Source organism: uncultured Pseudokineococcus sp. (assembly GCF_947495735.1).
In the GTDB taxonomy this organism is placed as follows: domain Bacteria; phylum Actinomycetota; class Actinomycetes; order Actinomycetales; family Quadrisphaeraceae; genus Pseudokineococcus.
In genome coordinates this window covers 43,388-67,397 of the sequence record NZ_CANMAA010000014.1, presented here as the reverse complement: position 1 = coordinate 67,397, position 24,010 = coordinate 43,388, and the positions used below count along the sequence as shown (strand labels likewise).

23 protein-coding genes are annotated in these 24,010 nt (G+C 76.6%); 16 read left to right on the top strand and 7 right to left on the bottom strand.

Going from position 1 to position 24,010, the window contains the following annotated elements:
- Positions 1–26 precede the first annotated feature (26 nt).
- Positions 27–1,739 (top strand): proteasome ATPase, encoded by a 1,713-nt coding sequence (gene arc / locus Q0848_RS15840; protein WP_299039259.1) that lies wholly within the window; start codon positions 27–29, stop codon positions 1,737–1,739.
- An 88-nt stretch (positions 1,740–1,827) separates the two neighbouring features.
- Here the strand turns inward: arc and Q0848_RS15835 are convergent, their stop codons facing one another.
- The 4 genes from Q0848_RS15835 to Q0848_RS15820 form a co-directional block, all read right to left on the bottom strand.
- Complete coding sequence (locus Q0848_RS15835; protein ID WP_299039257.1) at positions 1,828–2,625, bottom strand: ABC transporter ATP-binding protein; 798 nt, start codon at positions 2,623–2,625, stop codon at positions 1,828–1,830.
- The gene (locus tag Q0848_RS15830; protein WP_366146642.1) at positions 2,622–3,617 is read right to left on the bottom strand and encodes an iron chelate uptake ABC transporter family permease subunit; all 996 of its coding nucleotides are present in this window, start codon (positions 3,615–3,617) and stop codon (positions 2,622–2,624) included. Before Q0848_RS15830 ends, Q0848_RS15835 begins: the two co-directional genes overlap by 4 nt.
- Before the next feature lie 89 nt (positions 3,618–3,706).
- Positions 3,707–4,774: an ABC transporter substrate-binding protein gene (locus Q0848_RS15825; protein ID WP_299039254.1), complete on the bottom strand. Its 1,068-nt coding sequence runs from the start codon at positions 4,772–4,774 to the stop codon at positions 3,707–3,709.
- Between the two features lie 115 nt (positions 4,775–4,889).
- A complete protein-coding gene (locus tag Q0848_RS15820; RefSeq protein ID WP_299039253.1) occupies positions 4,890–5,273 on the bottom strand; it encodes a DUF3054 family protein in 384 nt (127 codons plus the stop codon).
- Between the two features lie 120 nt (positions 5,274–5,393).
- Here Q0848_RS15820 and dop point away from each other — a divergent pair, with 120 nt between their 5' ends.
- The 7 genes from dop to Q0848_RS15785 all read left to right on the top strand — a co-directional run bounded on the left by dop (position 5,394) and on the right by Q0848_RS15785 (position 12,157).
- Positions 5,394–6,989: a depupylase/deamidase Dop gene (dop, locus tag Q0848_RS15815; protein WP_366146641.1), complete on the top strand. Its 1,596-nt coding sequence runs from the start codon at positions 5,394–5,396 to the stop codon at positions 6,987–6,989.
- A 105-nt stretch (positions 6,990–7,094) separates the two neighbouring features.
- Positions 7,095–7,292 (top strand): ubiquitin-like protein Pup, encoded by a 198-nt coding sequence (locus Q0848_RS15810; RefSeq protein ID WP_299039249.1) that lies wholly within the window; start codon positions 7,095–7,097, stop codon positions 7,290–7,292.
- A gap of 97 nt (positions 7,293–7,389) precedes the next feature.
- The gene (gene prcB / locus Q0848_RS15805; RefSeq protein WP_299039296.1) at positions 7,390–8,256 is read left to right on the top strand and encodes a proteasome subunit beta; all 867 of its coding nucleotides are present in this window, start codon (positions 7,390–7,392) and stop codon (positions 8,254–8,256) included.
- A complete protein-coding gene (gene prcA / locus Q0848_RS15800; protein ID WP_299039248.1) occupies positions 8,253–9,080 on the top strand; it encodes a proteasome subunit alpha in 828 nt (275 codons plus the stop codon). The genes prcB and prcA overlap by 4 nt, the downstream gene beginning before the upstream one ends.
- A gap of 46 nt (positions 9,081–9,126) precedes the next feature.
- Positions 9,127–10,494, top strand: coding sequence for a Pup--protein ligase (gene pafA / locus Q0848_RS15795; RefSeq protein ID WP_299039247.1), 1,368 nt, complete (start codon positions 9,127–9,129; stop codon positions 10,492–10,494).
- Between the two features lie 174 nt (positions 10,495–10,668).
- Positions 10,669–11,652 (top strand): FKBP-type peptidyl-prolyl cis-trans isomerase, encoded by a 984-nt coding sequence (locus tag Q0848_RS15790; RefSeq protein WP_299039245.1) that lies wholly within the window; start codon positions 10,669–10,671, stop codon positions 11,650–11,652.
- 133 nt (positions 11,653–11,785) lie between these two features.
- On the top strand, positions 11,786–12,157 hold the full coding sequence (locus Q0848_RS15785; protein WP_299039244.1) for an FKBP-type peptidyl-prolyl cis-trans isomerase: 372 nt from the start codon (positions 11,786–11,788) through the stop codon (positions 12,155–12,157).
- A gap of 330 nt (positions 12,158–12,487) precedes the next feature.
- On the opposite strand, the gene Q0848_RS15780 is transcribed toward Q0848_RS15785, so the two are convergent.
- Positions 12,488–13,621, bottom strand: a complete 1,134-nt coding sequence (locus tag Q0848_RS15780) for a DUF3866 family protein (RefSeq protein ID WP_366146640.1) — start codon at positions 13,619–13,621, stop codon at positions 12,488–12,490.
- 257 nt (positions 13,622–13,878) lie between these two features.
- On the opposite strand from Q0848_RS15780, the gene Q0848_RS15775 reads away from it, so the two are divergent.
- The 7 genes from Q0848_RS15775 to Q0848_RS15745 all read left to right on the top strand — a co-directional run bounded on the left by Q0848_RS15775 (position 13,879) and on the right by Q0848_RS15745 (position 21,603).
- Positions 13,879–14,874: a YafY family protein gene (locus Q0848_RS15775; protein ID WP_299039240.1), complete on the top strand. Its 996-nt coding sequence runs from the start codon at positions 13,879–13,881 to the stop codon at positions 14,872–14,874.
- On the top strand, positions 14,871–15,959 hold the full coding sequence (locus Q0848_RS15770; RefSeq protein ID WP_299039239.1) for a YafY family protein: 1,089 nt from the start codon (positions 14,871–14,873) through the stop codon (positions 15,957–15,959). The genes Q0848_RS15775 and Q0848_RS15770 overlap by 4 nt, the downstream gene beginning before the upstream one ends.
- The gene (locus Q0848_RS15765) at positions 15,956–16,270 is read left to right on the top strand and encodes a hypothetical protein (RefSeq protein ID WP_299039238.1); all 315 of its coding nucleotides are present in this window, start codon (positions 15,956–15,958) and stop codon (positions 16,268–16,270) included. The genes Q0848_RS15770 and Q0848_RS15765 overlap by 4 nt, the downstream gene beginning before the upstream one ends.
- A gap of 58 nt (positions 16,271–16,328) precedes the next feature.
- Entirely contained in the window at positions 16,329–16,613 is a 285-nt protein-coding gene (tatA, locus tag Q0848_RS15760) for a Sec-independent protein translocase subunit TatA (protein WP_299039236.1), read from the top strand.
- Between the two features lie 66 nt (positions 16,614–16,679).
- Positions 16,680–17,459: a twin-arginine translocase subunit TatC gene (gene tatC / locus Q0848_RS15755; protein ID WP_299039235.1), complete on the top strand. Its 780-nt coding sequence runs from the start codon at positions 16,680–16,682 to the stop codon at positions 17,457–17,459.
- Between the two features lie 37 nt (positions 17,460–17,496).
- Positions 17,497–18,462 (top strand): diacylglycerol kinase family protein, encoded by a 966-nt coding sequence (locus tag Q0848_RS15750; protein WP_299039233.1) that lies wholly within the window; start codon positions 17,497–17,499, stop codon positions 18,460–18,462.
- 9 nt (positions 18,463–18,471) lie between these two features.
- On the top strand, positions 18,472–21,603 hold the full coding sequence (locus Q0848_RS15745; protein ID WP_299039232.1) for an RNA helicase: 3,132 nt from the start codon (positions 18,472–18,474) through the stop codon (positions 21,601–21,603).
- A 74-nt stretch (positions 21,604–21,677) separates the two neighbouring features.
- Here Q0848_RS15745 and Q0848_RS15740 read toward each other — a convergent pair whose 3' ends face one another.
- Together Q0848_RS15740 and Q0848_RS15735 are read right to left on the bottom strand one after the other, a co-directional pair.
- On the bottom strand, positions 21,678–22,640 hold the full coding sequence (locus tag Q0848_RS15740) for a hypothetical protein (RefSeq protein ID WP_299039230.1): 963 nt from the start codon (positions 22,638–22,640) through the stop codon (positions 21,678–21,680).
- On the bottom strand, positions 22,637–23,182 hold the full coding sequence (locus Q0848_RS15735) for a hypothetical protein (protein ID WP_299039229.1): 546 nt from the start codon (positions 23,180–23,182) through the stop codon (positions 22,637–22,639). The genes Q0848_RS15740 and Q0848_RS15735 overlap by 4 nt, the downstream gene beginning before the upstream one ends.
- A 209-nt stretch (positions 23,183–23,391) precedes the next feature.
- Here Q0848_RS15735 and Q0848_RS15730 point away from each other — a divergent pair, with 209 nt between their 5' ends.
- Positions 23,392–23,961 carry an AAA family ATPase gene (locus tag Q0848_RS15730; protein ID WP_299039228.1) on the top strand — a complete coding sequence of 190 codons (570 nt, stop codon included), beginning with the start codon at positions 23,392–23,394 and terminating at the stop codon, positions 23,959–23,961.
- The last annotated feature ends 49 nt before the right edge of the window (positions 23,962–24,010 follow it).

Below are 24,010 nucleotides of genomic sequence, written 5' to 3'. Positions count from 1 at the left end.
CGAGCACGGACCTCGAGGAGGCGCGCATGGACAGCCACGCTGACCACCAGCCCGACCAGCACTCCGACCAGCCCCGGGACGACGCCGACCGGCAGCCCCCGGCGCGCACGTGGGGCGCCGGAGCCTCGCGCGTGACCGCCCTGCAGGACCAGGTGGGCGAGCTCGTCGCCCGCAACGACCGCCTGGTGCGCACCCTCGGGGACGCGCGGCAGCAGCTCGTGACCCTGCGCGGTGAGGTGGAGCGCCTCGCCCAGCCCCCCAGCGGCTACGCGACCTACCTCGGCCCGTCGGGGGAGGGCAGCGTCGACGTCGTCCAGCAGGGGCGCAAGATGCGCGTGGCGCTGAGCGCCGCCCTGGACGCGGGCGACCTGGCGCCCGGCCAGGAGGTCGAGCTGAACGAGGCCATGAACGTCGTCGCGGTGCGCGGGTTCGAGGTCACCGGCGAGGTCGTGACGTTCAAGGAGGCGCTGGGGGAGGACCGCGCCCTCGTCGTCGTGCACGGCGACGAGGAGCGGGTGGTCCGCCTGGCCGGGCCTCTCGTGGGCACCGGGCTCAAGAACGGTGACGCGCTGACGCTCGAGCCGCGCTCGGGCTACGTGCACGAGGTGGTGCCCAAGGCCGAGGTCGAGGACCTCGTGCTGGAGGAGGTGCCCGACATCTCCTACAGCGACATCGGCGGCCTGGCCTCCCAGATCGAGACGATCCGCGACGCCGTCGAGCTGCCGTTCCGCCACCCCGACCTCTTCCGCGAGCACGGGCTCAAGGCGCCGAAGGGCGTGCTGCTGTACGGGCCCCCCGGGTGCGGCAAGACGCTGATCGCCAAGGCCGTCGCCCGCTCGCTCGCCCGCCAGTCCGCCGAGCGCGACGGGCGCGAGGACGCGCGCAGCTACTTCCTCAACGTCAAGGGCCCCGAGCTCCTCACCAAGTACGTGGGCGAGACCGAGCGCCACATCCGGATGATCTTCAGCCGGGCCCGCGAGAAGGCGAGCGAGGGCCACCCCGTCGTCGTGTTCTTCGACGAGATGGAGTCGTTGTTCCGCACCCGCGGCTCGGGCGTGAGCTCCGACGTCGAGACGACGATCGTCCCCCAGCTGCTCGCCGAGATCGACGGCGTCGAGCGCCTGGACGACGTCATCGTCATCGGTGCGTCGAACCGCGAGGACATGATCGACCCCGCGATCCTGCGCCCCGGCCGCCTCGACGTGAAGATCAAGATCGAGCGCCCGGACGCCGAGGGCGCCCGGGACATCTTCACCAAGTACCTGACGACCGACCTGCCGCTGCACCCGCAGGACCTGGCCCACCACGGCGGGTCCCGCGAGGCGTGCGTCGAGGCGATGATCAGCGCCACGGTGGTGCGGATGTACGAGGAGACCGAGGAGAACCAGTTCCTCGAGGTGACCTACGCCGGCGGCGACAAGGAGGTCCTGTACTTCAAGGACTTCAACTCCGGGGCGATGGTGCAGAACATCGTCGACCGCGCCAAGAAGATGGCGATCAAGGACTTCCTCAGCACGGGCGTCAAGGGCCTGCGCGTCGACCACCTGCTGGTGGCGTGCGTCGAGGAGTTCAAGGAGAACGAGGACCTGCCCAACACGACGAACCCCGACGACTGGGCGCGCATCTCCGGCAAGAAGGGCGAGCGCATCGTCTACATCCGCACCATCGTCCAGGGCAAGAAGGGCTCCGAGGCGGGGCGCTCCATCGACACGGTCGCGAGCCCGGGGCAGTACCTCTGACCGACCCCGGTCGCCCCGGTCGGCCGCACCCCCTCGGCCGACCGGTGACGGCTCGGACGGGGACCGCCGGGCGTCGCCGGGAGCCGGGTCAGGCGGACGGCACGGGCTCCGCGGGCGCGTCGACGGGTCCGGGCTCGAACAGCACGCTCGTGCGGCCGTCGTCCTCGGTGCGCACGCGCGCCCGCACCCCGTAGACCCGCGCGACGAGCTCCGCGGTCAGCACCTCCGCCGGTGTGCCGGCCGCCACGACGCGGCCGGCCGTCAGCACGACGAGCTGGTCGCAGAACATGGCCGCCAGGTTGAGGTCGTGCAGGGCGACGACGCTCGTGACGGGCAGGCGCGCCACGAGCTGCAGCAGCTCCAGCTGGTGGTGGATGTCGAGGTGGTTGGTCGGCTCGTCCAGCAGCAGCTCGCGCGGCTCCTGCGCCAGGGCCCGCGCGATCTGCGCGCGCTGGCGCTCGCCGCCGGACAGGGTGTGCCACTTGCGCTCGGCGCGGTCGGTGAGCCCGGTGTGCGCGAGCGCCGCGTCGACGGCCGCGTCGTCACGACCGGGGTCGCCGCCCAGCAGTCCCCGGTGGGGGTGGCGGCCGAGCCGGACGACGTCCCGGACGCACAGGTCGACCTCGGTGTCGGCGTGCTGGGAGACCACCGCGACGGCCCGCGCGACGTCGCGCCGCGGCACCGACCGCAGGGGCACGCCGTCCAGGGCGACGGCGCCCTCGTCAGGGCGGACGGCGCCGGCCAGCAGCCGCAGCAGCGAGGACTTGCCGGAGCCGTTGGGCCCGAGCAGGCCGACGGTCGCGCCGCGGGCGGGGTGCAGGCTGACGCCGTCCACGACCAGCACGCCGCCGCGCCGCCAGGCGACCTGCCGCGCCTCGAGGGTCACAGGGTCCGCCGGCGGCGGAGCATGACGAGCACGAAGGCCGGCACGCCGATGAGCGCGGTGCCGACGCCGACCGGCAGCGGGGTCGGCGCGAAGGCGATGCGGGACACCGCGTCCACCCACACCATGAAGACGGCGCCGGCGAGCGCCGTGGCCGGCACGAGGCGCACGTGACCGGGCCCCACCAGCAGGCGCGCGGCGTGGGGGAGCACCAGCCCGACGAAGCCGATGGCGCCCGCCACGCTCACGAGGGCGGCGGTGACCAGGGCGGTGAGCACGAGCAGCAGCAGCCGCAGGCGGCCGACGGCGATGCCGAGGGAGGCCGCGACCTCGTCGCCGAACGCGAAGGCGTCCAGGGCGGGGGCGCGGGCCCAGCAGATCGCCGTGCCGACGACCACGACGGCGGAGGACACCGCCACGTCGTGCCAGCGCACGCCCTCCAGGGAGCCCAGCAGCCAGAACATGACGCCGCGGGTCTCGTCGGAGTCGGCGACGGCGAAGATCACGGCGGAGGTCAGCGCGGAGAACAGCTGCGTGCCGGCCACCCCCGCGAGGACCACGCGCTCGGTGCCGCCGCCGGCCAGCCGCGCCAGCAGCAGCACCAGCCCGAAGGCGAGCAGGGCGCCGACGAAGGCGCCGCCCGGCAGCCCCAGCGCCGTGCCGCCGAGCCCGAGGACGCCGACGACGACGGCCCCGGTGGAGGCGCCGGAGGAGATCCCGAGCACGAAGGGGTCGGCCAGCGGGTTGCGCAGCAGGGCCTGCATCACCACGCCGCAGATGCCGAGACCGGCACCGCAGGCGGCGGCGGTGAGGGCCCGGGGGAGGCGCTCCTCCCACACGATGGCGTCCTTGGCCGGGCGCACCGGCACGTCCGCGAGGCCGAGGTGGTTGAGCAGCACGTCGCGCACCACGACGAGCGAGACGTCCGCCGGCCCGAGCGCGCTGGTGGCCAGCACCGAGAGCACCAGGGCGGCGAGCCCGCCGAGGGCGAGCAGGAGCACCGGCGCGGTGCGGCGTCGCGGCAGGCCCGCCCCTGCGGGCCGCCGGAGGGGCGGCGCGGGGGCGGGTCGCGTCGGCGCAGCGGTCAGGACGGCACCTCGAGCCGCTCGAGGCCGTCGGCGATCTTCTCCAGCCCGTCGGCGAAGCGGATCGAGGGGTTCATCTCCGCCCCGTGCAGGGCGATGTAGCGCTCCTCCTGCACGGCGTCCAGCGTGCGCGTCAGCGGGTCGGCGGCCAGGAACGCCTCCTTGTCCGCCAGGAGGTCGCCGGGGAAGCGGTCGCGCTGCAGGTCCCCGAGGACGAGGACGTCCGGGTCGCGGTCGACCACCGTCTCCCAGCCCACGGCCGGCCAGTCGTCGTCGAGGTCGGCGAAGACGTTCTCGGCGCCCGCGGTGGTGGCGAGCAGCTGGGCCGAGCCGAGCCCGCCGGCGACGTACGGCGTCCGGGTGTCGGCGAACCAGAAGGCCAGCGAGACGTCGCGGTCGGCGATGCGGGCGGTCGCGGCCTCCGCGCGCGCCTCCAGGCGGGCCACGAGCTCCTCGCCGCGCGAGGGGACGTCGAAGACCGCGGCGAGCTCGCGGATCTCGCGGTAGAGGGCGTCGACCTCGAGGGGGCGGGTGCGCGTGCCGCCGCCGTTGACGACCAGGTCGTCCTCGCAGTCGGTCGGCGACAGGTAGGAGCCGATGCCGGTCTCCTCCAGGCGCTCCCGCTCCACCACGCCGCCCTGGCGGAAGTGCCGGCCGAAGGAGGCGGTGACGAGGTCGGGGTCGGCGCCCAGGACGGCCTCGTAGGACGGCGCGTCGTCGGACAGGCGCGGCACGCCCTCCTCGGCGGCCGCGAGCTCCGGCAGCACCGGGTCGGTCCAGGACGCCGTGCCGACGAGGCGGTCGGCCAGGCCGAGCGACAGGAGGATCTCGGTGGAGCCCTGGTCGAGGGACACCACGCGCTCGGGGGCGGCCTCGACCACCACCTCGCGGCCGCAGTTGTCGACCACCAGCGGGTAGCTCGTGGCGCCCTCGCCGTCGCCCGTGCCGGCGGTGGCCGTCTCGACGGGCTCCGAGGCCCCGCAGGCGGACAGGGCGCCGGCGAGGAGGAGGGCGGCCGCCGCGGCGGCCGTCCTGGCGACGGCCGGTCTCGTGCTCGCCGGGCTCATGCTCGGTGGTCCTCCTGCGACGGGTCGGCCCGCGCGGGCGTCGACCGGGACAGCGGGTGCCGCGGTGCGCACCACGGACCAGGGGAAGTGGTCAGGCGAGCCTAACCTAGCGGCGTCACGCCCCCGAGCGGCGCGTCCGCCCGGCGAGACGCACCAGCGACCTCCAGCCCAGGAGCAGGACGGCGAGGACGACCGCGGTCACGACGACGAAGGGCACCGGTGCGCCCTGGCCGGTCACCAGGCGCAGCGCCAGGCCGACGACGACCGCACCGCCCAGCACCAGGACCCCGGCGGGGGCGGGCCGCGCCGGGTCGCGGTGGACCCGGGGCAGCGCCCAGGCGAGCAGCACCCCGACCCAGAAGGGCAGCGCCGTCCCCGCCACCTGCAGCAGGCCGGTGCCCTCGACGTGGCTGGCGCGGCCGACGCCGGCGAAGACGAGGACGGCCACGAGGTCGACGGCCAGCGCGGCGGCCGGCGGACGCACGGGGGTCGGGCTCACCGGGCCACCGTAGGCTCGGCCGCGATGAGCAGCGCCGAGGACCCCGCCCGCCCCACCCCCGGCACCTCCGGCGCGGCCGGCCCGGGCCCCTGGGGCCGCGACGGCGGCGTGCGCCGCGTCATGGGCGTGGAGACCGAGTTCGGCATCAGCGCCCCCGGGGAGGCGCAGGCCAACCCGATGCTGCTGTCCGGCCGCGTCGTGCACGCCTACGCGTCCCCCTCGGGGAGCGGGGGAGGACGTGGCACGCGCTCGCGGCGGGCCACCCGCTGGGACTACGCCGACGAGGCGCCGCTGCGCGACGCGCGCGGGTACGAGGTGGACCGGGCGAGGGCGCACCCCAGCCAGCTCACCGACGTCCCGCCGGACGTCGCCGCGTCCCAGGCCGCGAGCGCGGGCACCGCGCTGCACGTCGCCGAGGAGCTGGAGGAGGCGGGGCTGGCGAACACCGTCCTGACCAACGGCGCCCGCCTGTACGTCGACCACGCCCACCCGGAGTACTCCGGTCCCGAGGTGACGACGCCGCGCGACGCCGTGCTGTGGGACCTGGCGGGCGACGAGGTGGCCCGCGAGGCCATGCGCCGCATCGCGGCCTCGCCGGGCCTGGGCGACGTCGTCCTGTACAAGAACAACACCGACGGCAAGGGCGCCTCGTACGGCACCCACGAGAACTACCTGATGCCGCGGTCGACGCCGTTCGCCGACATCGTCCGGGCCCTGGTGCCCTTCTTCGTCAGCCGCCAGGTCGTCACCGGCGCCGGGCGCGTCGGGCGGGGGCAGACGGGGGACGGCAGCGGCTTCCAGCTGAGCCAGCGCGCCGACTTCTTCGAGACCGAGGTGGGGCTCGAGACCACCCTGAAGCGGCCGCTGGTCAACACCCGCGACGAGCCGCACGCCACCGCCGACCGCTGGCGGCGCCTGCACGTCATCGTCGGTGACGCGAACCTCTGCCAGGTGGCGAACCTGCTCAAGGTGGGGACGACGTCGCTGGTCCTGGCGACGGTCGAGGCCGGCGAGGCCCCCGACCTCGCCCTGGAGAACCCGGTGGCGGCCGTGCGCGCCGTCAGCCACGACCCCTCGCTGACCCACCTGCTGACGCTGCGCACGGGGGAGCGGCTCACGGCGGTGCAGCTGCAGTGGCGCCACCTGGAGGCCGTGCGCGCCTTCGTCGAGCGCCGCCAGGGAGCGGCCGTGGACGCGGACACCGCCGAGGTGCTGGAGCGCTGGGAGCAGGTGCTCACCGACCTCGAGGCCGACCCGATGCGGTGCGCCCGCCAGCTGGACTGGGTGGCCAAGCTGCGCCTGCTCGAGGGCTTCCGCACGCGCGAGGACCTGTCCTGGGACGCCGCGCGGCTCGCGCTCATCGACATCCAGTACGCCGACCTGCGGCCCGAGCGGGGTCTGCACGCCCGTCTGGTGGCCCGCGGCGCCGTGGAGACCCTGCACGACCAGGCGGCCGTGGCCCGCGCCGTCGTGGACCCGCCGGAGGACACCCGCGCCTGGTTCCGGGGGGAGTGCGTGCGCCGCTACGGCGACGAGGTGGCGGCGGCCAGCTGGGACTCGGTGATCCTCGACGTCGCCGGCCGCACCTCCCTGCAGCGGGTGCCCATGCTCGAGCCCCTGCGCGGCACGCGGGCCAGCACCGGCGCGCTGCTCGACCGCTGCCCCACGGCCGCCGACCTCGTCCTCGCCCTCACCGGCGGGCGCCCGGCGGGCTGAGGCCGGGCGCCGCCCCTGCCCGCAGCCGCGGGCGGCGCCTACCATCGCGGTGCAGGCACCGACGCGGGGGAGCCCGGCGACGGGCCCCGGACGGCAGGAGCAGCCATGGCACCGCAGGAGCAGCGTCGGCACGAGCGCCGTGAGGACGAGCCCGACGAGGTCCCGGCGCCGGCGCCCACGACCACCGCCCGCACCTCGGCCGGCGACGCCGAGGTCGACGACCTCCTCGACGAGATCGACGACGTCCTCGAGGCGAACGCGGAGACCTTCGTGCGCTCCTTCGTGCAGAAGGGCGGCCAGTAGGCCCTCGGCGACCGGCCGGCCGCCGCTCGGCGGGCCGGCTGCCGGAGGTCGCCGCCGCAGGTCGGCTGTCGGGGGGCGGGGCTAGGGTCGCCCCGTGATGCCAGCCACCCCCGCCCCGCAGCTCCCCGGCGGCCCCGCGGGCCGGCTCCCGGCGACCTTCCACGTGCCAGGGGCGGCCTCCTTCACCGACTTCCTGGGCAGCCACGACCCCTCGCTGCTGCCGGGCCGCCGTCCCCTCCCGGCCGGGGGCGCCCTGGCCCCGGAGCTGGACCCGCCCCACGCGACGACGATCGTGGCGCTCACCTACCCGGGGGGCGTCGTGATGGCGGGGGACCGCCGCGCCACCGCAGGCAGCGCGATCGCGCACCGGGAGATCGAGAAGGTCTTCCCCGCCGACACGCACTCCTGCGTCGGCATCGCGGGCACCGCGGGCATCGCGGTGGAGATGGTCCGGCTCTTCCAGGTCGAGCTCGAGCACTTCGAGAAGATCGAGGGCGCCGTGCTCTCCCTGGACGGCAAGGCCAACCGCCTGTCCACCATGGTCCGCGGCAACCTCGGCCTGGCGATGCAGGGGCTGGCGGTCGTCCCGCTCTTCGCCGGCTACGACCTCGCGGGCCGCCGCGGGCGGATCTTCAGCTACGACGTCACCGGCGGCCGCTACGAGGAGCGAGGGCACCACTCGGTCGGCTCCGGCTCCGTCTTCGCCCGGGGCGCGCTCAAGAAGCTGCACCGCCCCACCCGCGGCGTCGACGAGGCCGTCGCCACCGCCGTCGAGGCGCTGCACGACGCGGCCGACGACGACTCCGCCACCGGCGGCTCGGACCTCGTGCGCGGCATCCACCCCGTGGTCGCCGTCGTGGACGAGGCCGGCTACCGGCGCGTGCCCGCCTCGCGCGTCGCCGAGGTGGCCCGCGGGGTGCTGGACGCCCGCACCGCAGACCGCCTGGAGGAGGGCCCCTCGTGACCCAGCAGTTCTACGTCTCGCCCGAGCAGGTCATGCGCGACCGGGCCGACTTCGCGCGCAAGGGCATCGCCCGGGGCCGCTCGGTGGTCGTCCTGTGCTTCGACGCGGGCATCGCCCTGGTGGCCGAGAACCCCTCCCGGGCGCTGCACAAGGTCAGCGAGATCTACGACCGCATCGCCTTCGCGGCCGTGGGCAAGTACAACGAGTTCGAGAACCTGCGCGTCGCCGGCGTGCGCTACGCCGACCTGCGCGGCTACTCCTACGACCGCGCGGACGTCACCGCGCGAGGGCTGGCCAACGCCTACGCCCAGACCCTCGGCAGCGTCTTCACCACCGAGAGCAAGCCGCTCGAGGTCGAGATCCTCGTGGCCGAGGTGGGCGCCGCGGAGGAGGACGACCAGATCTACCGGCTCACCTACGACGGCTCGGTCGCCGACGAGCGCGGCGCGGTCGTCGTCGGCGGGGCGGCCGACGCCCTCGCCGGCGTCCTGGCGGAGGGCTGGCGGCCCGGGCTCCGGCTCGCCGACGCCCTCGCGCTGGCCCGGCGCGTCCTCGCCACGGACCCGGCCGACCCGGCTGCGGGCCCGCGCCGCGACCTGCCGGGCGCGTCGCTGGAGGTCGCCGTCCTCGAGCGGGGCCTGCCGCGCCGGTCGTTCCGGCGCGTCCAGGGCGAGCTGCTCGAGCGCCTGCTGGACGCCGACGACCCGACCGTCGACGCGCCGCGGACGCCCGACCTGCTGGCGCCCGCGGAGGCCCCCGGTCACCCCGGGCTCCCGGCCGACACGCCGGCCTCGCCCTCCGGCGAGGGGTCCGGTCCCGGCTGACGGCGGGCACCGCCCGAGCCGGGTGGACCGGACGTAGGGTCTGGCCATGGAGCGTCGCATCCTCGGCCTGGAGACCGAGTACGGCGTCACGTGCGTCGCCGAGGGGCAGCGCCGGCTGTCGGCCGACGAGGTGGCCCGGTACCTCTTCCGCACCGTCGTGGCCTGGGGGCGCTCCAGCAACGTCTTCCTCGGCAACGGGTCCCGCCTCTACCTCGACGTCGGCTCCCACCCCGAGTACGCGACGCCCGAGTGCGACGACGTCCAGCAGCTGGTCGTCCACGACCGCGCGGGCGAGCGGATCCTCGAGGGCCTGGTGGCCGACGCGGAGGCCCGGCTCGCCGAGGAGGGCGTGACCGGCGAGATCTTCCTGTTCAAGAACAACACCGACTCCGCGGGCAACTCCTACGGCTGCCACGAGAACTACCTGGTGCCGCGCGCCGGCGAGTTCAGCGCCCTCTCGGACGTGCTCATCCCCTTCCTCGTGACGCGCCAGCTGCTGGTCGGCGCCGGCAAGGTGGTGCAGACGCCGCGCGGCGCCACGTACTGCTACTCCCAGCGGGCCGACCACATCTGGGAGGGCGTCTCCAGCGCGACCACCCGCTCGCGGCCGATCATCAACACCCGGGACGAGCCCCACGCCGACGCCGAGCACTACCGGCGGCTGCACGTGATCGTCGGGGACTCCTCGATGGCCGAGCCCACCACCATGCTCAAGGTCGGCGCCGTCGACCTCGTGCTGCGGATGCTGGAGGCGGGCGTCGTCGTGCCCGACGTGGCGCTGGAGAACCCGATCCGGGCCATCCGGGAGGTCAGCCACGACCCGACCGGTCGGCGGCCGCTGAAGCTCGCCAGCGGGCGGCGGGCCAGCGCGCTGGACCTGCAGGGCGAGTTCCTCGAGCTGGCGCGCGCCTTCGTCGAGCGCGGTGACGCCGGGGAGATCACGAGCACCACGAAGGCCGTGCTCGACCTGTGGGAGCGGGGCCTGCGCGCCGTCGCCACGCAGGACACCTCGCTCGTGGACCGCGAGCTGGACTGGGCCATCAAGAAGCGGCTCCTCGATCGCTACATGCGCAAGCACGACCTGGGCCTGGCGAGCGCGCGCGTCGCCCGCCTCGACCTCGCCTACCACGACGTCTCGCGGCGCCGGGGCCTGTACCACCAGCTCGCCTCCCGCGGGCTCGTGGACCGGCTGACCACGGACGAGGAGGTCGAGACGGCCCGGACCGTCCCGCCGCAGACGACGCGCGCCCGGCTGCGCGGGGAGTTCGTCACCGCCGCCACCGAGCACGGGCGCGACTTCACCGTCGACTGGGTCCACCTGAAGCTGAACGACCAGTCCCAGCGCACGGTGCTGTGCAAGGACCCGTTCGCCGCCGTGGACGAGCGCGTCGCCCGCCTCATCGAGAGCATGTGACGCCGGGCGGCGACCTCGCCGCCGCCCGCAGGACGGGTGTCTCGGCCGCTCCCGTCGCGCTTGCCCGCGCCCAGCCGCCGTCCAGTGACCGTCCAGGACCGCGCGCTACCGTGCGTGCACGCCGACCGCGGTCGGGCAGCACCGCCGGCACGCCCGGCACGACGAGAGGCCCTCGTGCGACACCTGCGACGCCCCCGAACCTCCCGCGCGGTCCTGGCCGCCTCCCTCCCCGTCCTCCTGCTCACGGCCGGGTGCGGGGAGGAGGCCGCCCCCGCTCCCGAGCAGCAGCAGCAGCAGGACGCGCTCTCGCGCGTGGAGGTGGTCGGCGGCGCCGAGAGCCCCGAGCTCCAGGTCGAGACCCCCGTCAGCGTCGCCGAGACCGTGACCGAGGTCGTCGAGGAGGGGGACGACGACGGCCGGGTCGTCGAGGAGGGCGACCTCGTGGCGATGGACGTGCTGGCGGTGGACGGCGGCACCGGGGAGGTCTTGGAGACCACCTACGAGACCGAGTCCCGCCTCGTCCTGCAGGCCGACCCCGCGACGACCGTGCCGGGGCTCGTGGCCGGCGTGGTCGGCCAGACCGTCGGCTCGCGCGTGCTCGTGGGCGTCAGCCCCGAGGACTTCGGCGCGTCCGCCCCCGGCGCCACGACGGCGCCCGGGAGCGACGGCTCGGTCCTGCTGCTCGTGGACGTGCTCAGCGCCTCCGAGGTGCTCCCGGACGTCGACGGCGAGGAGGTCCCCCTGCCCGCCGGGCTGCCGGCCGTGTCCGAGGGCGAGGGCGGCGCGCTGACCGTGGCGGCGCCGGAGGGCGAGCCGCCCGCGGAGCTGCGGGTCGAGACCCTCGTGCGGGGGAGCGGGCGCGAGGTGGCGGCGGGGGACACCGTCGTCGTGGACTACACCGGCGTGCTCTGGAGCGACGGGTCGGTCTTCGACTCCTCCCGCGGCGACGACCGCGAGCCGTTCTCCTTCGCCCTCGGCGGGGGACAGGTCATCCCGGCCTGGGACCAGGGCCTCGCGGGCGTGCCGGTCGGCAGCCGCGTGATGGTCGTGGCCCCGCCCGACCAGGCGTACGGCGACCAGGACACCGGCAGCATCCCGCCCGGGTCGACGCTCGTCTTCGTCGTCGACGTCCTCGCCGCGGAGAGCTCGACCCGCTGACGCCTCCTCCCCTCCCGGCAGCCCGCGGGAGGGGAGGCCCGGAACAGCGCGCGGCGCCGCTGCGCTGGTCCGGGCGGACGGCGTCCCGCGGACGCACCCACCGACCACCCCCACCCGACCTGCGGAGGACCCCATGGCTGACAAGCCCGTCGTCGACATCCCCAGCACCGACCCGCCGACCGACCTGGTGCTCGAGGACCTCGTCACCGGCGAGGGCCAGGAGGCGGTGGCCGGCTCGACCGTCGCCGCTCACTACGTGGGCGTGTCCTGGTCCACGGGCCAGCAGTTCGACGCCTCGTGGGACCGCGGCCAGCCGCTGTCCTTCCAGCTCGGCGCCGGCCAGGTCATCTCGGGCTGGGACACCGGCATCCAGGGCATGCGGGTCGGCGGACGCCGTCGCATCACCATCCCGCCGCACCTGGGCTACGGCGACCGCGGCGCCCCGCCGGTCATCGCCCCGGGCGAGACCCTCGTCTTCGTCGTGGACCTCGACTCCGTCTCCTGACGGCTCGCGCGCCCGCCCCGAGACCCCGTCGTCCGCACCGCGGACGGCGGGGTCTCGTGCGTCCCCCCCCCTCCAGACCCGCACCCTGTCGGCACGTCGCCGCCTGAGCGCCCCCACAGCCGCACTGCGTCGACACAACGCCGCCTGGGCGCCCCCAGAGCCGCACTGCGTCGACACAACGCCGGGTGAGCGCCCCCACAGCCGCACTGCGTCGACACAACGCCGGGTGAGCGCCCCCAGAGCCGCACTGCGTCGACATAACGCCGCCTCAGCGCTCCCAGAGCGGCACTGCGTCGGCACGTCGCCGAGCGCCCTCGCGCGCCGGGCGGGTCAGCCGCCGGAGGCCGCCCACCGGCCGGCCGCCGCGGCGGCCAGGAAGGGCGCCGCGTCGGCGGCCAGCCCCCGGCCCATGGTCGACAGGCGCACGGGGCTGTCGGCCAGGGCCGGCTCCAGCCCGGCGACGTCGACCTCGACGAGGCGGTGCCGAGCCCCCAGGGCCGCGGCCTGCTCGCGCACGCGCGCGCCCAGGGGGCCGGGCAGGAGCGGCACCACGACCTCGGCGGACGCCAGGGCCACGCGGCCGTACGCGGTCAGCGAGTGGTGGGAGACGCCGCGGTGCCGCTCGCGCTCGTCCGCGCCGGAGACGCGCAGGGACGCCACAGGCCGTCCGCCCAGCGTCGCGACGGCGTTGACCGCCTCGCCGCAGGCGACGCCGGAGAACCCCCAGCGCGTCCCCGTCCCGAGGTTGCCCGGCCCCTGGGCGACGACGACGAGGTCGGCGCCCAGCACGTGGCGGGCCGCCAGCAGCCCCGTGTGCAGCGTCACCGCCTCGGCGTCGCCGCCGAAGGCCTGCCCCGTGGTGACGACGGCGTCCAGCCACCCCGCCCCCCGCAGCCCGGCGGCGGCGCGCGAGAGCGCCGCGGGCAGGGCGCCGCCGTCCGTCATGACGTAGACGCACCGCCCCGGGGCCAGCCCGGCGTCCGCGCGCGCGGCGCGCCACCCGGCGAGGACCGCCGGCAGCGCGGAGTGCAGGTCGGCCACGACGACGGGCAGCCCCCCGAGGTCGTCGGCGTCGGCCAGCACCTCGTGGGCGGGGGACTCCTGCTCGTCGACGCCCAGCACCATCGCCTGCAGCGGGGTGTAGCGCGCCTTGACGAGGTGCCCCGGCGCCGGCGGCGGGTCGGAGGGGAGCCGGCTCGGCACCGCGACGACGCCCGCCGAGCCGCCCGTGCCCAGGCCGCGCGCCAGCGCGGAGACCGACAGCAGCACCTCGTCGCCGACCTCGGGCGCGCCCACGAGGTCGACCAGCGCCGTCGCGCGGACCTCGAGCGCGCCGTCCCGGGCACCGGGGTCGCCGGCGGCGTCCCCGACGCGGGGGAGGGGCTCGTCGAGCCGGGCGGTGACCTCGCGGGCGCCGGGCCACTCCCGGACGACGGCCGTCACGCGGCCCCGGCGCCAGTGCACGGCCCCGCGCCGCGCGGCTCCCGCCCCCCCGGGGGCCGCGTCCTCGGTCGTCTGCCGGTGCCCGCCGTCGTCCTGCACCCGGGCGACGCTACGGCCCGCGCCGCGGCGACGCGCCCACCCGCCCCGGACGGCGCCACGTCCGGCGAGGGGGCGGCGACCGGCGAGGGGGCGGCGTCGTCCGGAGCGCGGCCCCCGACGACGTGGCCGCCGATCGCCTCCGCGGCAGGGGGCGCGTCCCCTCGGGGTAGCGTCGGGCCGTGGCCCCCGCCCAGCGCACGGAGCGCCTGCTCAACCTCGTGATCGCGCTGCTGTCGACCCGCCGCTGGCTCCGCAAGGAGCAGATCCGCCAGGCCGTCCCGCAGTACAGCGAGGCCACGAGCGACGAGGCCTTCGACCGCATGTTCGAGCGCGACAAGGAGGAGCTGCGCGACCTCGGCGTGCCGCTGGTCACCGGCACCGACGCGGCGTGGTTCGACGACGAGGCCGGCTACCGCGTCGACCGCGACGCCTGGGAGCTGCCCGCCATCGACGTGACGCCGGAGGAGCTCGCGGTCCTGGGCCTGGCGTCGCGGGTGTGGCAGCAGGCCAGCCTCGCCGGCCCGGCCTCGCGGGCGCTGGTGAAGCTGCGCGCCCTCGGGGTGGAGCCCGACGAGTCCTCCCTCGTCGGCGTCGAGCCGCGCGTGCGCACGAGCGAGCCGGCCTTCAGCCCCCTGTACGCCGCGACGCGCGACCGCGCGCCGGTCGCCTTCCGCTACCGCACCGGTCGCACGGGGGAGACGGCGCGCCGGCGGGTGGAGCCGTGGGCCATCACCTCCTGCTACGGCCGCTGGTACCTCGTGGGGCACGACCTCGACCGCGGGGCGCCGCGGGTCTTCCGGCTCGACCGCGTGAGCCCCGGCATCACGCGCACCGGGGAGCCGGCCGGGGTCCCCGTCCCCGCCGACCTCGACGCGCGCGCCCTCGTGCGCGGGCGCGCGGTCGCCCCCGCCGAGCGGTCGGCCCGGGTGCGGCTCCTGGGCGCGGCAGGGGCCGGGCTGCGCCTGCGGGCCGGGGCGCCGGCCGACGCGCAGGAGGTCGAGGTGGCCTTCGCCGACGTCGACGAGCTGGCGCAGGAGGTGGCCGCGCTGGGCGCCGACGCGCGCGTCCTGGACCCGCCGGACCTGCGCGAGGCCGTGCTGGACCTCTGGCGCGGGGTGCTCTCCGCCCACGGGGCGGCCGAGGACGTCCCCGCCGCGGCGGGGACGGGGCGATGAGCCCCGCGGCGGGCCGGTCGGGCGCCCGAGCGTCCGGCCCGAGCGCGGTCGGCGCGGGGGCGGGCGCCGGCGACCGGCTCTCCCGGCTGCTCGCGATGGTCCCGTGGCTGCTGGAGCGCCAGGGCGTCGCGCTCGAGGAGGCGGCGCGCCACTTCGACATCTCGACCGACCAGCTCGTGGCCGACCTCGAGCTGCTGTTCGTCTGCGGGACGCCGGGGCACATGCCCGACGACCTGATCGAGGCCGAGTGGGAGTCCGGGCACGTCTACCTGGGCAACGCCGACGCCATCGCGCGCCCGCTGCGCCTCGGCCAGGACGAGGCGCTCGCCCTGCTGGTCGGCCTGCGCACGCTCGCCGACCTGCAGGGGGTCGAGGACAGCGCGGCGCTCGAGGGCGCGCGCGCGAAGCTGACGGCGGCCGCCGGGGACGCGGCCGCCGCCGCGACGTCGGTTCAGCTGGACCTCGCGGCCGGCGCGGACACCCGCGTCCTCGCCGTCGTGCGCGGCGCGCTCGCCCGGGGGCGGCGCCTGCACCTGCGCTACCTCGTCGCCACGCGGGACGAGACGACCGAGCGCGACGTCGACCCGATGGAGCTGCAGTCCCTGGACGGCCGCTGGTACCTGCAGGCCTGGTGCCACCGCGCGCAGGGGGTGCGGCGCTTCCGCCTGGACCGGGTCCTGGCGGCCGAGGAGCTCGACGTGGACGGCACCCCGCCCGCCGAGGCCGTGGCGCGCGACCTGGGCAGCAGCCTCTTCGCCCCCGGGGAGGAGGTGCCGCTCGTCGTCCTCGACCTCGACGCCGACGTGCGCTGGGTCGCCGAGTCCGTCCCCGTCGAGGACGTCACCGAGCGCGCCGACGAGCCCGGCGGGGTGCGGGTGCGCCTGCGGGTGGCCGACGACGGGTGGCTGCGCCGCCTCGTGCTGCGCCTGGGCGGGTCGGCGCGCGTGGTCTCCCCGCCGGCGCTGGCCGAGCAGGTGGCGCAGGCCGCGCGGGCGGCGCTCGCGGCGGCCGCCGGCGGTGGCGAGGGCGACGACGCGGACGAGCTCCCCGGCGCCTCCGGCCCCCCGGCTAGGGTCGCGCCGTGACGTGGTGGATGTGGGTCCTGCTCTGGCTCGTGCTCGTGGTCGGTGCCGCCGTCGTCCTGCTCCGCCTGGCCCTGGGCCTCTGGCGGAAGGCGACGGCCGTGCTCACCGAGCTCGGGCGCGCCGGGGAGGTCTCGGCCGCCCTGTCCGAGCAGGTCGCCCGCCTGCGGGCGGAGGAGCCCCGGGAGCCCGTCGTGACCACGGCGTTCGACGACCCGGTCGCCATGCGCCGCAGCCGCACCCAGCAGTTGGCCCAGCGGACACGCGCCCGTCGCCGTCGCGCCGGCCTGCCCCGGCGTACATTGGCCCGGTAGGGGCCGCGCACTCCCGTCATCGCGCTCCGCTCACCCCACTCGTCGAGAGGTCCCGCACATGCGCCCCGAGCCGTGGCATCTCCTGATCCTCCTCATCGTCATCATCGTGATCTTCGGCGCGAAGCGGCTGCCGGACATCACGCGCAACGTCGGCAAGTCCATGCGCATCTTCAAGTCCGAGGTCAAGAGCCTGCGGGACGACGACGACGACGAGGACGCGTCGGCCAAGCGGACGAGCGACAGCAGCGCGACGTCGACCCCGCAGCCCCTCGAGGGCCGCGCGGTGGACCGGGCGCGCGAGGAGCAGCGCTCTCGCGACGAGCAGCACCGCCCGTCCGCCTGACCGGTGGCGATCCGCACCCCCAGCCGTCGCCGCGGACGTGGCCGTGGCCGTGACCCCGAGGGCCGGATGCCCCTGGGGGCCCACCTCCGCGAGCTGCGCAACCGCCTCGTCGTCGCGGCGGTCGCGGTCGTCGTCACCGCAGTGCTCGGCTGGGTCTTCTACGACGAGGTCCTCGGCGCTCTCACCAGGCCGCTGAACGTGGCGGCCGCGGCGGCCGGTCGCGAGGACGACGTCGTGCCGAACATCGGCAGCGTCGTCGGCGCCTTCGACCTCAAGGTGAAGGTGTCGATCTTCACGGGCGTGCTCCTGGCCAGCCCCGTGTGGCTCTGGCAGCTGTGGGCCTTCGTCACCCCGGGTCTGACCCGGCGGGAGAAGCGCTACGCGGCGGCCTTCGTCGTGGCCGCCGTCCCGCTGTTCCTCGGCGGTGTCGCCCTCGCGTACACGGCGCTGCCGCGGGCCGTGACCTTCCTCGTGGACCTCACGCCCCAGGGCACCGTCAACGTCGTCGACATGTCGATGTACCTCGGCTTCGTCATGCGCATCCTGCTGGCCTTCGGCATCGCCTTCCTCCTGCCGGTGGTGCTCGTGGCCCTCAACGTCGTCGGCCTCATGAGCGCCAAGACGATGCTCGCCGGGTGGCGCTGGGTCGTCGTCGTGTGCTTCGCCTTCGCGGCGGTCGCGACCCCGAGCCCCGAGGTGACGGCGATGTTCTTCCTGGCGCTCCCGATGTGCGCCCTGTTCTTCCTGGCCATCGGCGTGTCGGCGCTCAACGACCGTCGCCGCCGTCGCCGCGACCTGCGCGAGGGCTACGCCGGCCTGTCCGACGACGAGGCGAGCCCGCTGTGACCCCGTCCCCGGCCGCCGCCGGGCGCCCGGGCGCCGCGTGAGGGGCGACCCGCTCGTCTGCCTGCTCACCAACCCGGTCTCCGGGGCGGGGCGCGGCCACGGGGCGTCGGCGACGGCGCGCCGGGAGCTCGCGCGCCTGGGGGTTCGCGTGTTCGACGCCACGGGAAGCAGCGCGTCGCGCTCGCTGCGACGGGCGCACGTGGCGGCGGAGGGCGCCGACGCCGTGCTCGTGGTGGGGGGCGACGGGATGGCGCACCTGGGCGCCGAGGTCGCCGCCGCGCACGACCTGCCGCTCGGCCTGGTGCCCGCCGGCACCGGCGACGACGTCGCCCGCGGCCTGGGCCTGGACGGCTCGGACCCCGCGCGCGCCGTGCGCCGCGCCGTCGCGGCGCTGCGCGCGGGCCGCACGCGCCGGGTCGACGTCCTCGCCGTCGAGGGCGGGGACGCCGCGGGCTCCCCCGAGCGCAGCGGCTCCCCCCGTCCCGCGGACGGCGCCGCGCGCGAGCGGGTCGTGCTCGGCGTCGTCTCGGCCGGCTTCGACGCCCTGGTCAACGAGCGGGCCAACAGCTGGCGCTGGCCCCGGGGCCGCGCCCGGTACGTCCTCGCCGTGGCGCGGGAGCTGCCCGCCCGCCGCCCGCTGCGGTACACGCTCGTCGTCGACGGCGTGCCCGAGACCCGGGAGGCGCTGCTGGTCGCCCTCGCCAACACCTCCAGCTTCGGCGGGGGCATGCGCATCGCCCCGGGCGCCGACGCCGGGGACGGGTGCCTCGAGCTCGTCGTGGTGGACCCGCTGCCGGGGTGGGAGATCGCCCGCGTCTTCCCGAAGGTGTTCTCGGGGACGCACGTCGACCACCCGGCCGTGAGCGTCCGCCGCGTCCGCTCGGTGCAGCTCTCCGCCGAGGCCGACGGGCGCGAGTCGCCCGTCTACGGCGACGGCGAGCGGCTGGGCGCGCTGCCGCTGTCCGTCAGGGTGCGCCCGGGGGGCCTGCGCGTCCTCGCCTAGGCTGGCGGCATGCCGTCGCGACGCCAGCGCACGGGCGGGTCCCGCCGGGGCTCCGCCGCCGGCGCTCCCCGGGACCGCGGGGCGACCCCTTCCCCCGCCGTGGACACCGACGTCGAGGAGCTGTCGCCCGCCGCGCGCTTCGCCGCCGCGCGCGCCCGCCGCGAGCGCGCCGCGCAGGGTGGGGCCGCCGACGCCGGGCCGGGGGACGACGCGCCGGGGGACGACGCCCTGCCGGACGCCGACGGGTACGGCTCCGAGCTGGCGCGCTTCCGCGACTCCCTGCCCTTCCGGCTCGACGACTTCCAGGTGCGCGGCTGCCGCGCGCTGGAGGAGGGGCGCGGGGTCCTCGTCGCCGCCCCCACGGGGGCGGGCAAGACGGTCATCGGCGAGTTCGCCGTGCACCTGGCGCTGGCCACGGGTCGCAAGGCCTTCTACACGACGCCGATCAAGGCGCTGAGCAACCAGAAGCACGCCGAGCTCGTCGAGCGCCACGGCGCCGACCGGGTGGGCCTGCTCACCGGGGACGTCGTCGTCAACGGCGACGCGCCCGTCGTCGTCATGACGACCGAGGTGCTGCGCAACATGCTCTACGCCGGGTCGAGGGCCCTGCAGGGGCTCGGGTACGTCGTGATGGACGAGGTGCACTACCTCGCCGACCGCTTCCGCGGGCCCGTGTGGGAGGAGGTCATCCTCCACCTGCCGCAGGACGTCCTCATCGCCTCGCTGTCGGCGACGGTGAGCAACGCCGAGGAGTTCGGCGCGTGGCTCGACACCGTGCGGGGCGGCACCGAGGTGGTCGTCTCCGAGGTGCGCCCCGTCCCGCTGTGGCAGCACGTGCTGACCGGCCGCGCCGGGATGCTCGACCTGTTCGTCGGGGAGGCGGACCAGGCGGTCGCCGGCGGGTCGGTCGAGGCCGCCGACGCCGGGGACCTGCGCCCGTCGGTGAACCCCGAGCTCGTGGCGATCGCCCGCGACGAGGAGCGCAGCGCCCGCGACCTCGGCGGGCGCGGGGCCCCGCCGCCGCGCGGAGGACGGCGCCGTCGCGGCGGCTACCCGCCGCACCGGCCGCGCGGCCAGGCCGCTCCCTCCGGGTCTCCGGGCTCCTCCCAGCGCGCACCGAGCCGGGCGCACGTCGTCGCGGCGCTCGACGACGCCGACCTGCTGCCGGCCATCACCTTCGTCTTCAGCCGGGCGGGCTGCGACGCGGCCGTGCGCCAGTGCCTGGCGGCCGGTCTGCGCCTGACCTCGCCCGAGGAGCGCGCGGAGATCCGCAGCTCCGTCGAGGCCGCCTGCGCGGACATCCCCGACACCGACCTCGCCGTCCTGGGCTACTGGGAGTGGCTCGAGGGCCTCCAGCGCGGCATCGGCGCGCACCACGCCGGGCTGCTGCCGCGCTTCAAGGAGGTCGTGGAGGACCTCTTCAGCCGCGGGCTGGTCAAGGCCGTGTTCGCCACGGAGACGCTGGCGCTCGGCATCAACATGCCCGCGCGCTCGGTCGTGCTCGAGAAGCTCGTGAAGTACAACGGCGAGTCCCACGCCGACATCACGCCGGGGGAGTACACCCAGCTCACCGGCCGCGCGGGGCGCCGCGGCATCGACGTCGAGGGGCACGCCGTCGTCCTGTGGCAGCCGGGGCTGGACCCGGAGGCCGTCGCCGGGCTCGCCAGCCGCCGCCTGTACCCGCTGCGCTCGAGCTTCCGGCCGACCTCGAACATGGCCGTGAACCTCGTGGACACGGTCGGGCGGGCCCGCGCGCGCGAGGTGCTCGAGACCTCCTTCGCGCAGTTCCAGGCCGACCGCGCCGTCGTGGACCTGGCGCGCCGGGCGCGCAGCCAGGAGGAGGCGCTCGACGGCTACGCCGAGGCGATGCACTGCCACCTGGGCGACTTCTCCGAGTACGCCGCGCTGCGCCGCCGGATCGGCGAGCTGGAGAAGGAGGGCAGCCGCGAGGCCTCCCGCCGCCGCCGCGCGGAGGTGCTCGACTCCCTCGAGGGCCTGAGCGTCGGCGACGTCGTCCGGGTCCCCGCGGGGCGGCGCGCCGGCACGGCCGTCGTCCTGGACCCCGGCACGGCCGGCGGGCTCGAGGGACCGCGGCCGACGGTGCTCACCGAGGAGCGCGAGGTGCGGCGCCTGTCGCTGCACGACGTGCCCGGCGCCGTCGAGGTCGTCACGCGCGTGCGCGTGAAGCGCGACTTCAACGCCCGAGACGCCGGGGCGCGTCGCGACCTCGCGGGCGCGATGCGCACCGCGCTGGCCGACGAGCGGCGCGAGGTGCCCGAGCGGCCGGCCCGTCGCCGCCGCGGCCAGGACGACGACGCCGTGCTCGAGACCCTCGAGGGCCTGCGCCGCCAGCTGCGCCAGCACCCGTGCCACGGCTGCCCCGACCGCGAGCAGCACGCGCGCTGGGCCGAGCGCTGGTCGCGCCTGCGCGGGGAGACCGACGGCCTCGTGCGTCGCATCGAGGGCCGCACGAGCGGCATCGCCCGCACGTTCGACAAGGTCTGCGACCTCCTGCTCGAGCTCGGCTACCTGGAGCGGGTCAGCCGCGAGGACAGCGGCAGGGACCCCGACGGGAGCCGGGTGGTCGACCGCCTGCCCCACGGGGCGCCGGACGACGTGGCGGTCACCGAGGCCGGTCGCCGGCTCAAGCGCGTGTACGCCGAGAAGGACCTCCTCGTGGCCCAGTGCCTGCGCGAGGGGGTCCTCGCCGGGCTCGACGGCGCCGGGCTGGCGGCCGTGGCGTCGGCGCTCGTCTTCGAGGCGCGCCGCGAGGAGGTCGGCACCGGGCCGCGGACGCCCCCGGGCGCCGTCGGCGCGGCGCTGCGGGACGTCGTCAGCCTGTGGTCGGACCTGGAGGACCGGGAGCGGGCTCACGGCCTCGCGCCGACCTCGGTGCCCGACGTCGGCCTCGCCCTGCCCATGCAGCGGTGGGCCCAGGGGGCGAGCCTGTCGGCGGTGCTCGAGGAGGCCGCCGGGCTGGAGCTCGGGGCCGGGGACTTCGTCCGCTGGTGCAAGCAGACGGTGGACCTGCTCGACCAGGTCGCCGGGGCCGCCGGCGACGACGGGGACCTGCGCTCCGCGGCGCTGGACGCCGTCGAGCGGGTCCGGCGCGGCGTGGTCGCCTACTCCGTCGTCGCCTGACGCCGGGCCGGCGGGCCGAGCCGGCCTCGACGGCCGCCGGTGCGGTCGGCGCGCGCTCCGGCGGCCGCGTGCGCTCAGCCGTCGCGGCCCGGGGCGACGAGGGGCTCGGGGACGGCCGCGTCGGGCTCCTGGCCGCGCAGGCGGCGCCAGCGCCGGCGGGCCAGCTGCGCGGCCCGCTCGAGGGGGAGGAAGGCGAGCATCATCACCAGGTGGGGCCAGAAGGCGATGGTGATGGCCGCGTAGGTCGCCAGGTGGAAGAGGTACCAGGCGCCGACCACGCGCCGCTGCCAGCGCAGGGCGAGGACGAAGACCACCGGTGAGGCCAGCTCGGCGGTGAACAGCCCCCACTGGAAGGCCTGGAGCAGCGCGGGGTAGTCGAGCATCCACTCGGAGACCCACGTCCCGCGGCGGACGACGGCGCGGGCGATGGTGGCGCTGCTGACCCACTCCCACCCGCCGAAGCGGACCTTGGCGACGGCGGCGAGGAAGTAGGTGGCGATGGCCATGAGCTGGACGGCGCGCAGCGCGAAGCCGGCGGCCTCGGACCGGCGCCCGTCACGCAGGTGCGCCAGCCCGACGGTGGGCAGGATCAGCAGGGCGACGAGGAAGTCGGCGCGGTCGTGGTCGACCTTGCCGTAGGAGAAGGCGATGTACTGGAACCAGATCCAGCACAGCGCGGTCGCCCAGCCGAGCAGCCGCGGCGCCCGGCCCGTCATCGCCGCGAGGGCGAGGAGGACCGAGCCCCAGCGGGTGACCTCGGCGAGCAGCACGGTCGCCGCGGGGACGCCGAGGACCTCGCCGACGACCAGCGGCTGGTACCAGAGCGGGTCGGCCGCGCCGTGGTGGCGACCGGTGGAGTGCAGCCACAGGACGTCGAGGACGACGAACGCGTAGACGGCCAGGCGCAGCCAGGCCACGCGCGCCAGCGGCGCCTCCCAGAACAACCACGCCGACAGCCGGCCGGGCAGCCCGGTGGGGGCCGCCCTGCCGGGGGCGGGGGAGGAGCCGGCGGGGTCGTGGTCGGTGGTGGCGCTCACGAGCCCAGCACCTGCGCCCCGTCGCGGGCGGTCCACACGGCGAGGGGCTGGTCGCTGGTGGCCTCCCGGTCGGGGCTGCCCCCGACGAGCGGCGTGGACCGGCGCACCAGGCGGACGCCGTCCCAGCGCTCCTGCTCGGGCTGCAGCCGGGCGTGGGCGTCGGCGAGGGTCGCCAGGACCTCCGGCTGCTCCTGCACCAGCGGCCAGCGCCCTTCCAGCTCGGCCCGGTTGAGCCCGACGACCCCGAGGTTGATCGGGACCTCGCGCCAGGCGGGCTCGGTCGGGGTGGTGACCTCCAGGACGAAGACGCGCACGGCCCCGCTCGGGGAGCTGGAGGTGGAGAACATCCGCCACGGGGAGAGCGGCCACCAGTGGTCGTCCCCCACGAGGCTCCCGGCTCCGAACCCCACCGCCAGCACCACGACGACGGCCGTCCGCCACGCCCGGCCCAGCGCCCCCAGCCGCAGGACGCCCCTGCTCGTCGTCGACGGGCGCGCCGCGCCGTCGACCCGTTCGTCGACTCGTCCGCTGGTCGTTGCCACGACGTCCCCCCGTGAGCGCGTGCCGCCTGCCCGGGGCTCGACGGCGAGCCCGGACCAGCGCGCAGGGTGTCACGCGCGCCGGGCGGATGGCCGGGAACCGACCGCATCGGTGCGCCCGCGAGGCGTCCCCACGGCTCGTCGCCGGAGGTCCTCAGTCCCTCGGCTGTGGGCGACGACGGCGGGCCACGGCCGGTGCGCGGGCTGGCAGGGTGGTCCGGCTGTCCGACCTCGTGGTCGTCAGCGGTCCTCCCGGCGCCGGCAAGAGCACCGTGGCGGCGCTGCTGGTGGCCTCCTTCGAGCGCGCCGCGCTGGTGCCCGGGGACGACTTCTTCGCCTTCTGGGTCCGAGGTGCGCTGCTGCCCTGGCTGCCGGAGGCCGACGAGCAGAACACCCTCGTCCTGCGCTCGGCGGTGGCCGCCTCGGCGACCCTCGCGGCGGGTGGCTGCCCGGTCGTCTACGACGGCGTGCTGCGCCCCGGGTTCCTCCCGACGGCGGCCCGGGAGGCCGGCCGGCACGGGCTGGCGGTGCCCGGGGAGCTGCACTACGCGCTGCTGCTGCCCTCGCGGCAGCGCTGCCAGCAGCAGGTGGCCGAGCGCACCGGGCACGGCTTCACCGACGCCGCGGCGACGGCGCACATGCACGCCGACTTCACCGCCGACCTCGTGCACCTGGAGGAGCGGCACGTGCTGGCCGACCCGCCGGCCGAGCCGGCGGCCGTCGCGGCGGTGCTCCTCGAGCGGTACCGCGCGGGGCGCCTGCGCTACCGGCCCGGGGCCTAGGGAGGTCGCGGGCCTCCCGGGGGAGCGCGCGCCGACCCAGGCCGACCGT

Bases quoted from the DNA above. Each gene is read 5' to 3' on its own strand.
- pafA (WP_299039247.1), top strand. From the start codon at position 9,127: ATGGAGCGTCGCATCCTCGGCCTGGAGACCGAGTACGGCGTCACGTGC.
- tatC (WP_299039235.1), top strand. From the start codon at position 16,680: ATGCCCCTGGGGGCCCACCTCCGCGAGCTGCGCAACCGCCTCGTCGTC.
- Q0848_RS15770 (WP_299039239.1), top strand. From the start codon at position 14,871: ATGAGCCCCGCGGCGGGCCGGTCGGGCGCCCGAGCGTCCGGCCCGAGC.
- prcB (WP_299039296.1), top strand. From the start codon at position 7,390: ATGCCAGCCACCCCCGCCCCGCAGCTCCCCGGCGGCCCCGCGGGCCGG.
- arc (WP_299039259.1), top strand. From the start codon at position 27: ATGGACAGCCACGCTGACCACCAGCCCGACCAGCACTCCGACCAGCCC.
- dop (WP_366146641.1), top strand. From the start codon at position 5,394: ATGGGCGTGGAGACCGAGTTCGGCATCAGCGCCCCCGGGGAGGCGCAG.
- tatA (WP_299039236.1), top strand. From the start codon at position 16,329: ATGCGCCCCGAGCCGTGGCATCTCCTGATCCTCCTCATCGTCATCATC.
- Q0848_RS15745 (WP_299039232.1), top strand. From the start codon at position 18,472: ATGCCGTCGCGACGCCAGCGCACGGGCGGGTCCCGCCGGGGCTCCGCC.
- Q0848_RS15785 (WP_299039244.1), top strand. From the start codon at position 11,786: ATGGCTGACAAGCCCGTCGTCGACATCCCCAGCACCGACCCGCCGACC.
- Q0848_RS15825 (WP_299039254.1), bottom strand. From the start codon at position 4,774: ATGAGCCCGGCGAGCACGAGACCGGCCGTCGCCAGGACGGCCGCCGCG.
- Q0848_RS15810 (WP_299039249.1), top strand. From the start codon at position 7,095: ATGGCACCGCAGGAGCAGCGTCGGCACGAGCGCCGTGAGGACGAGCCC.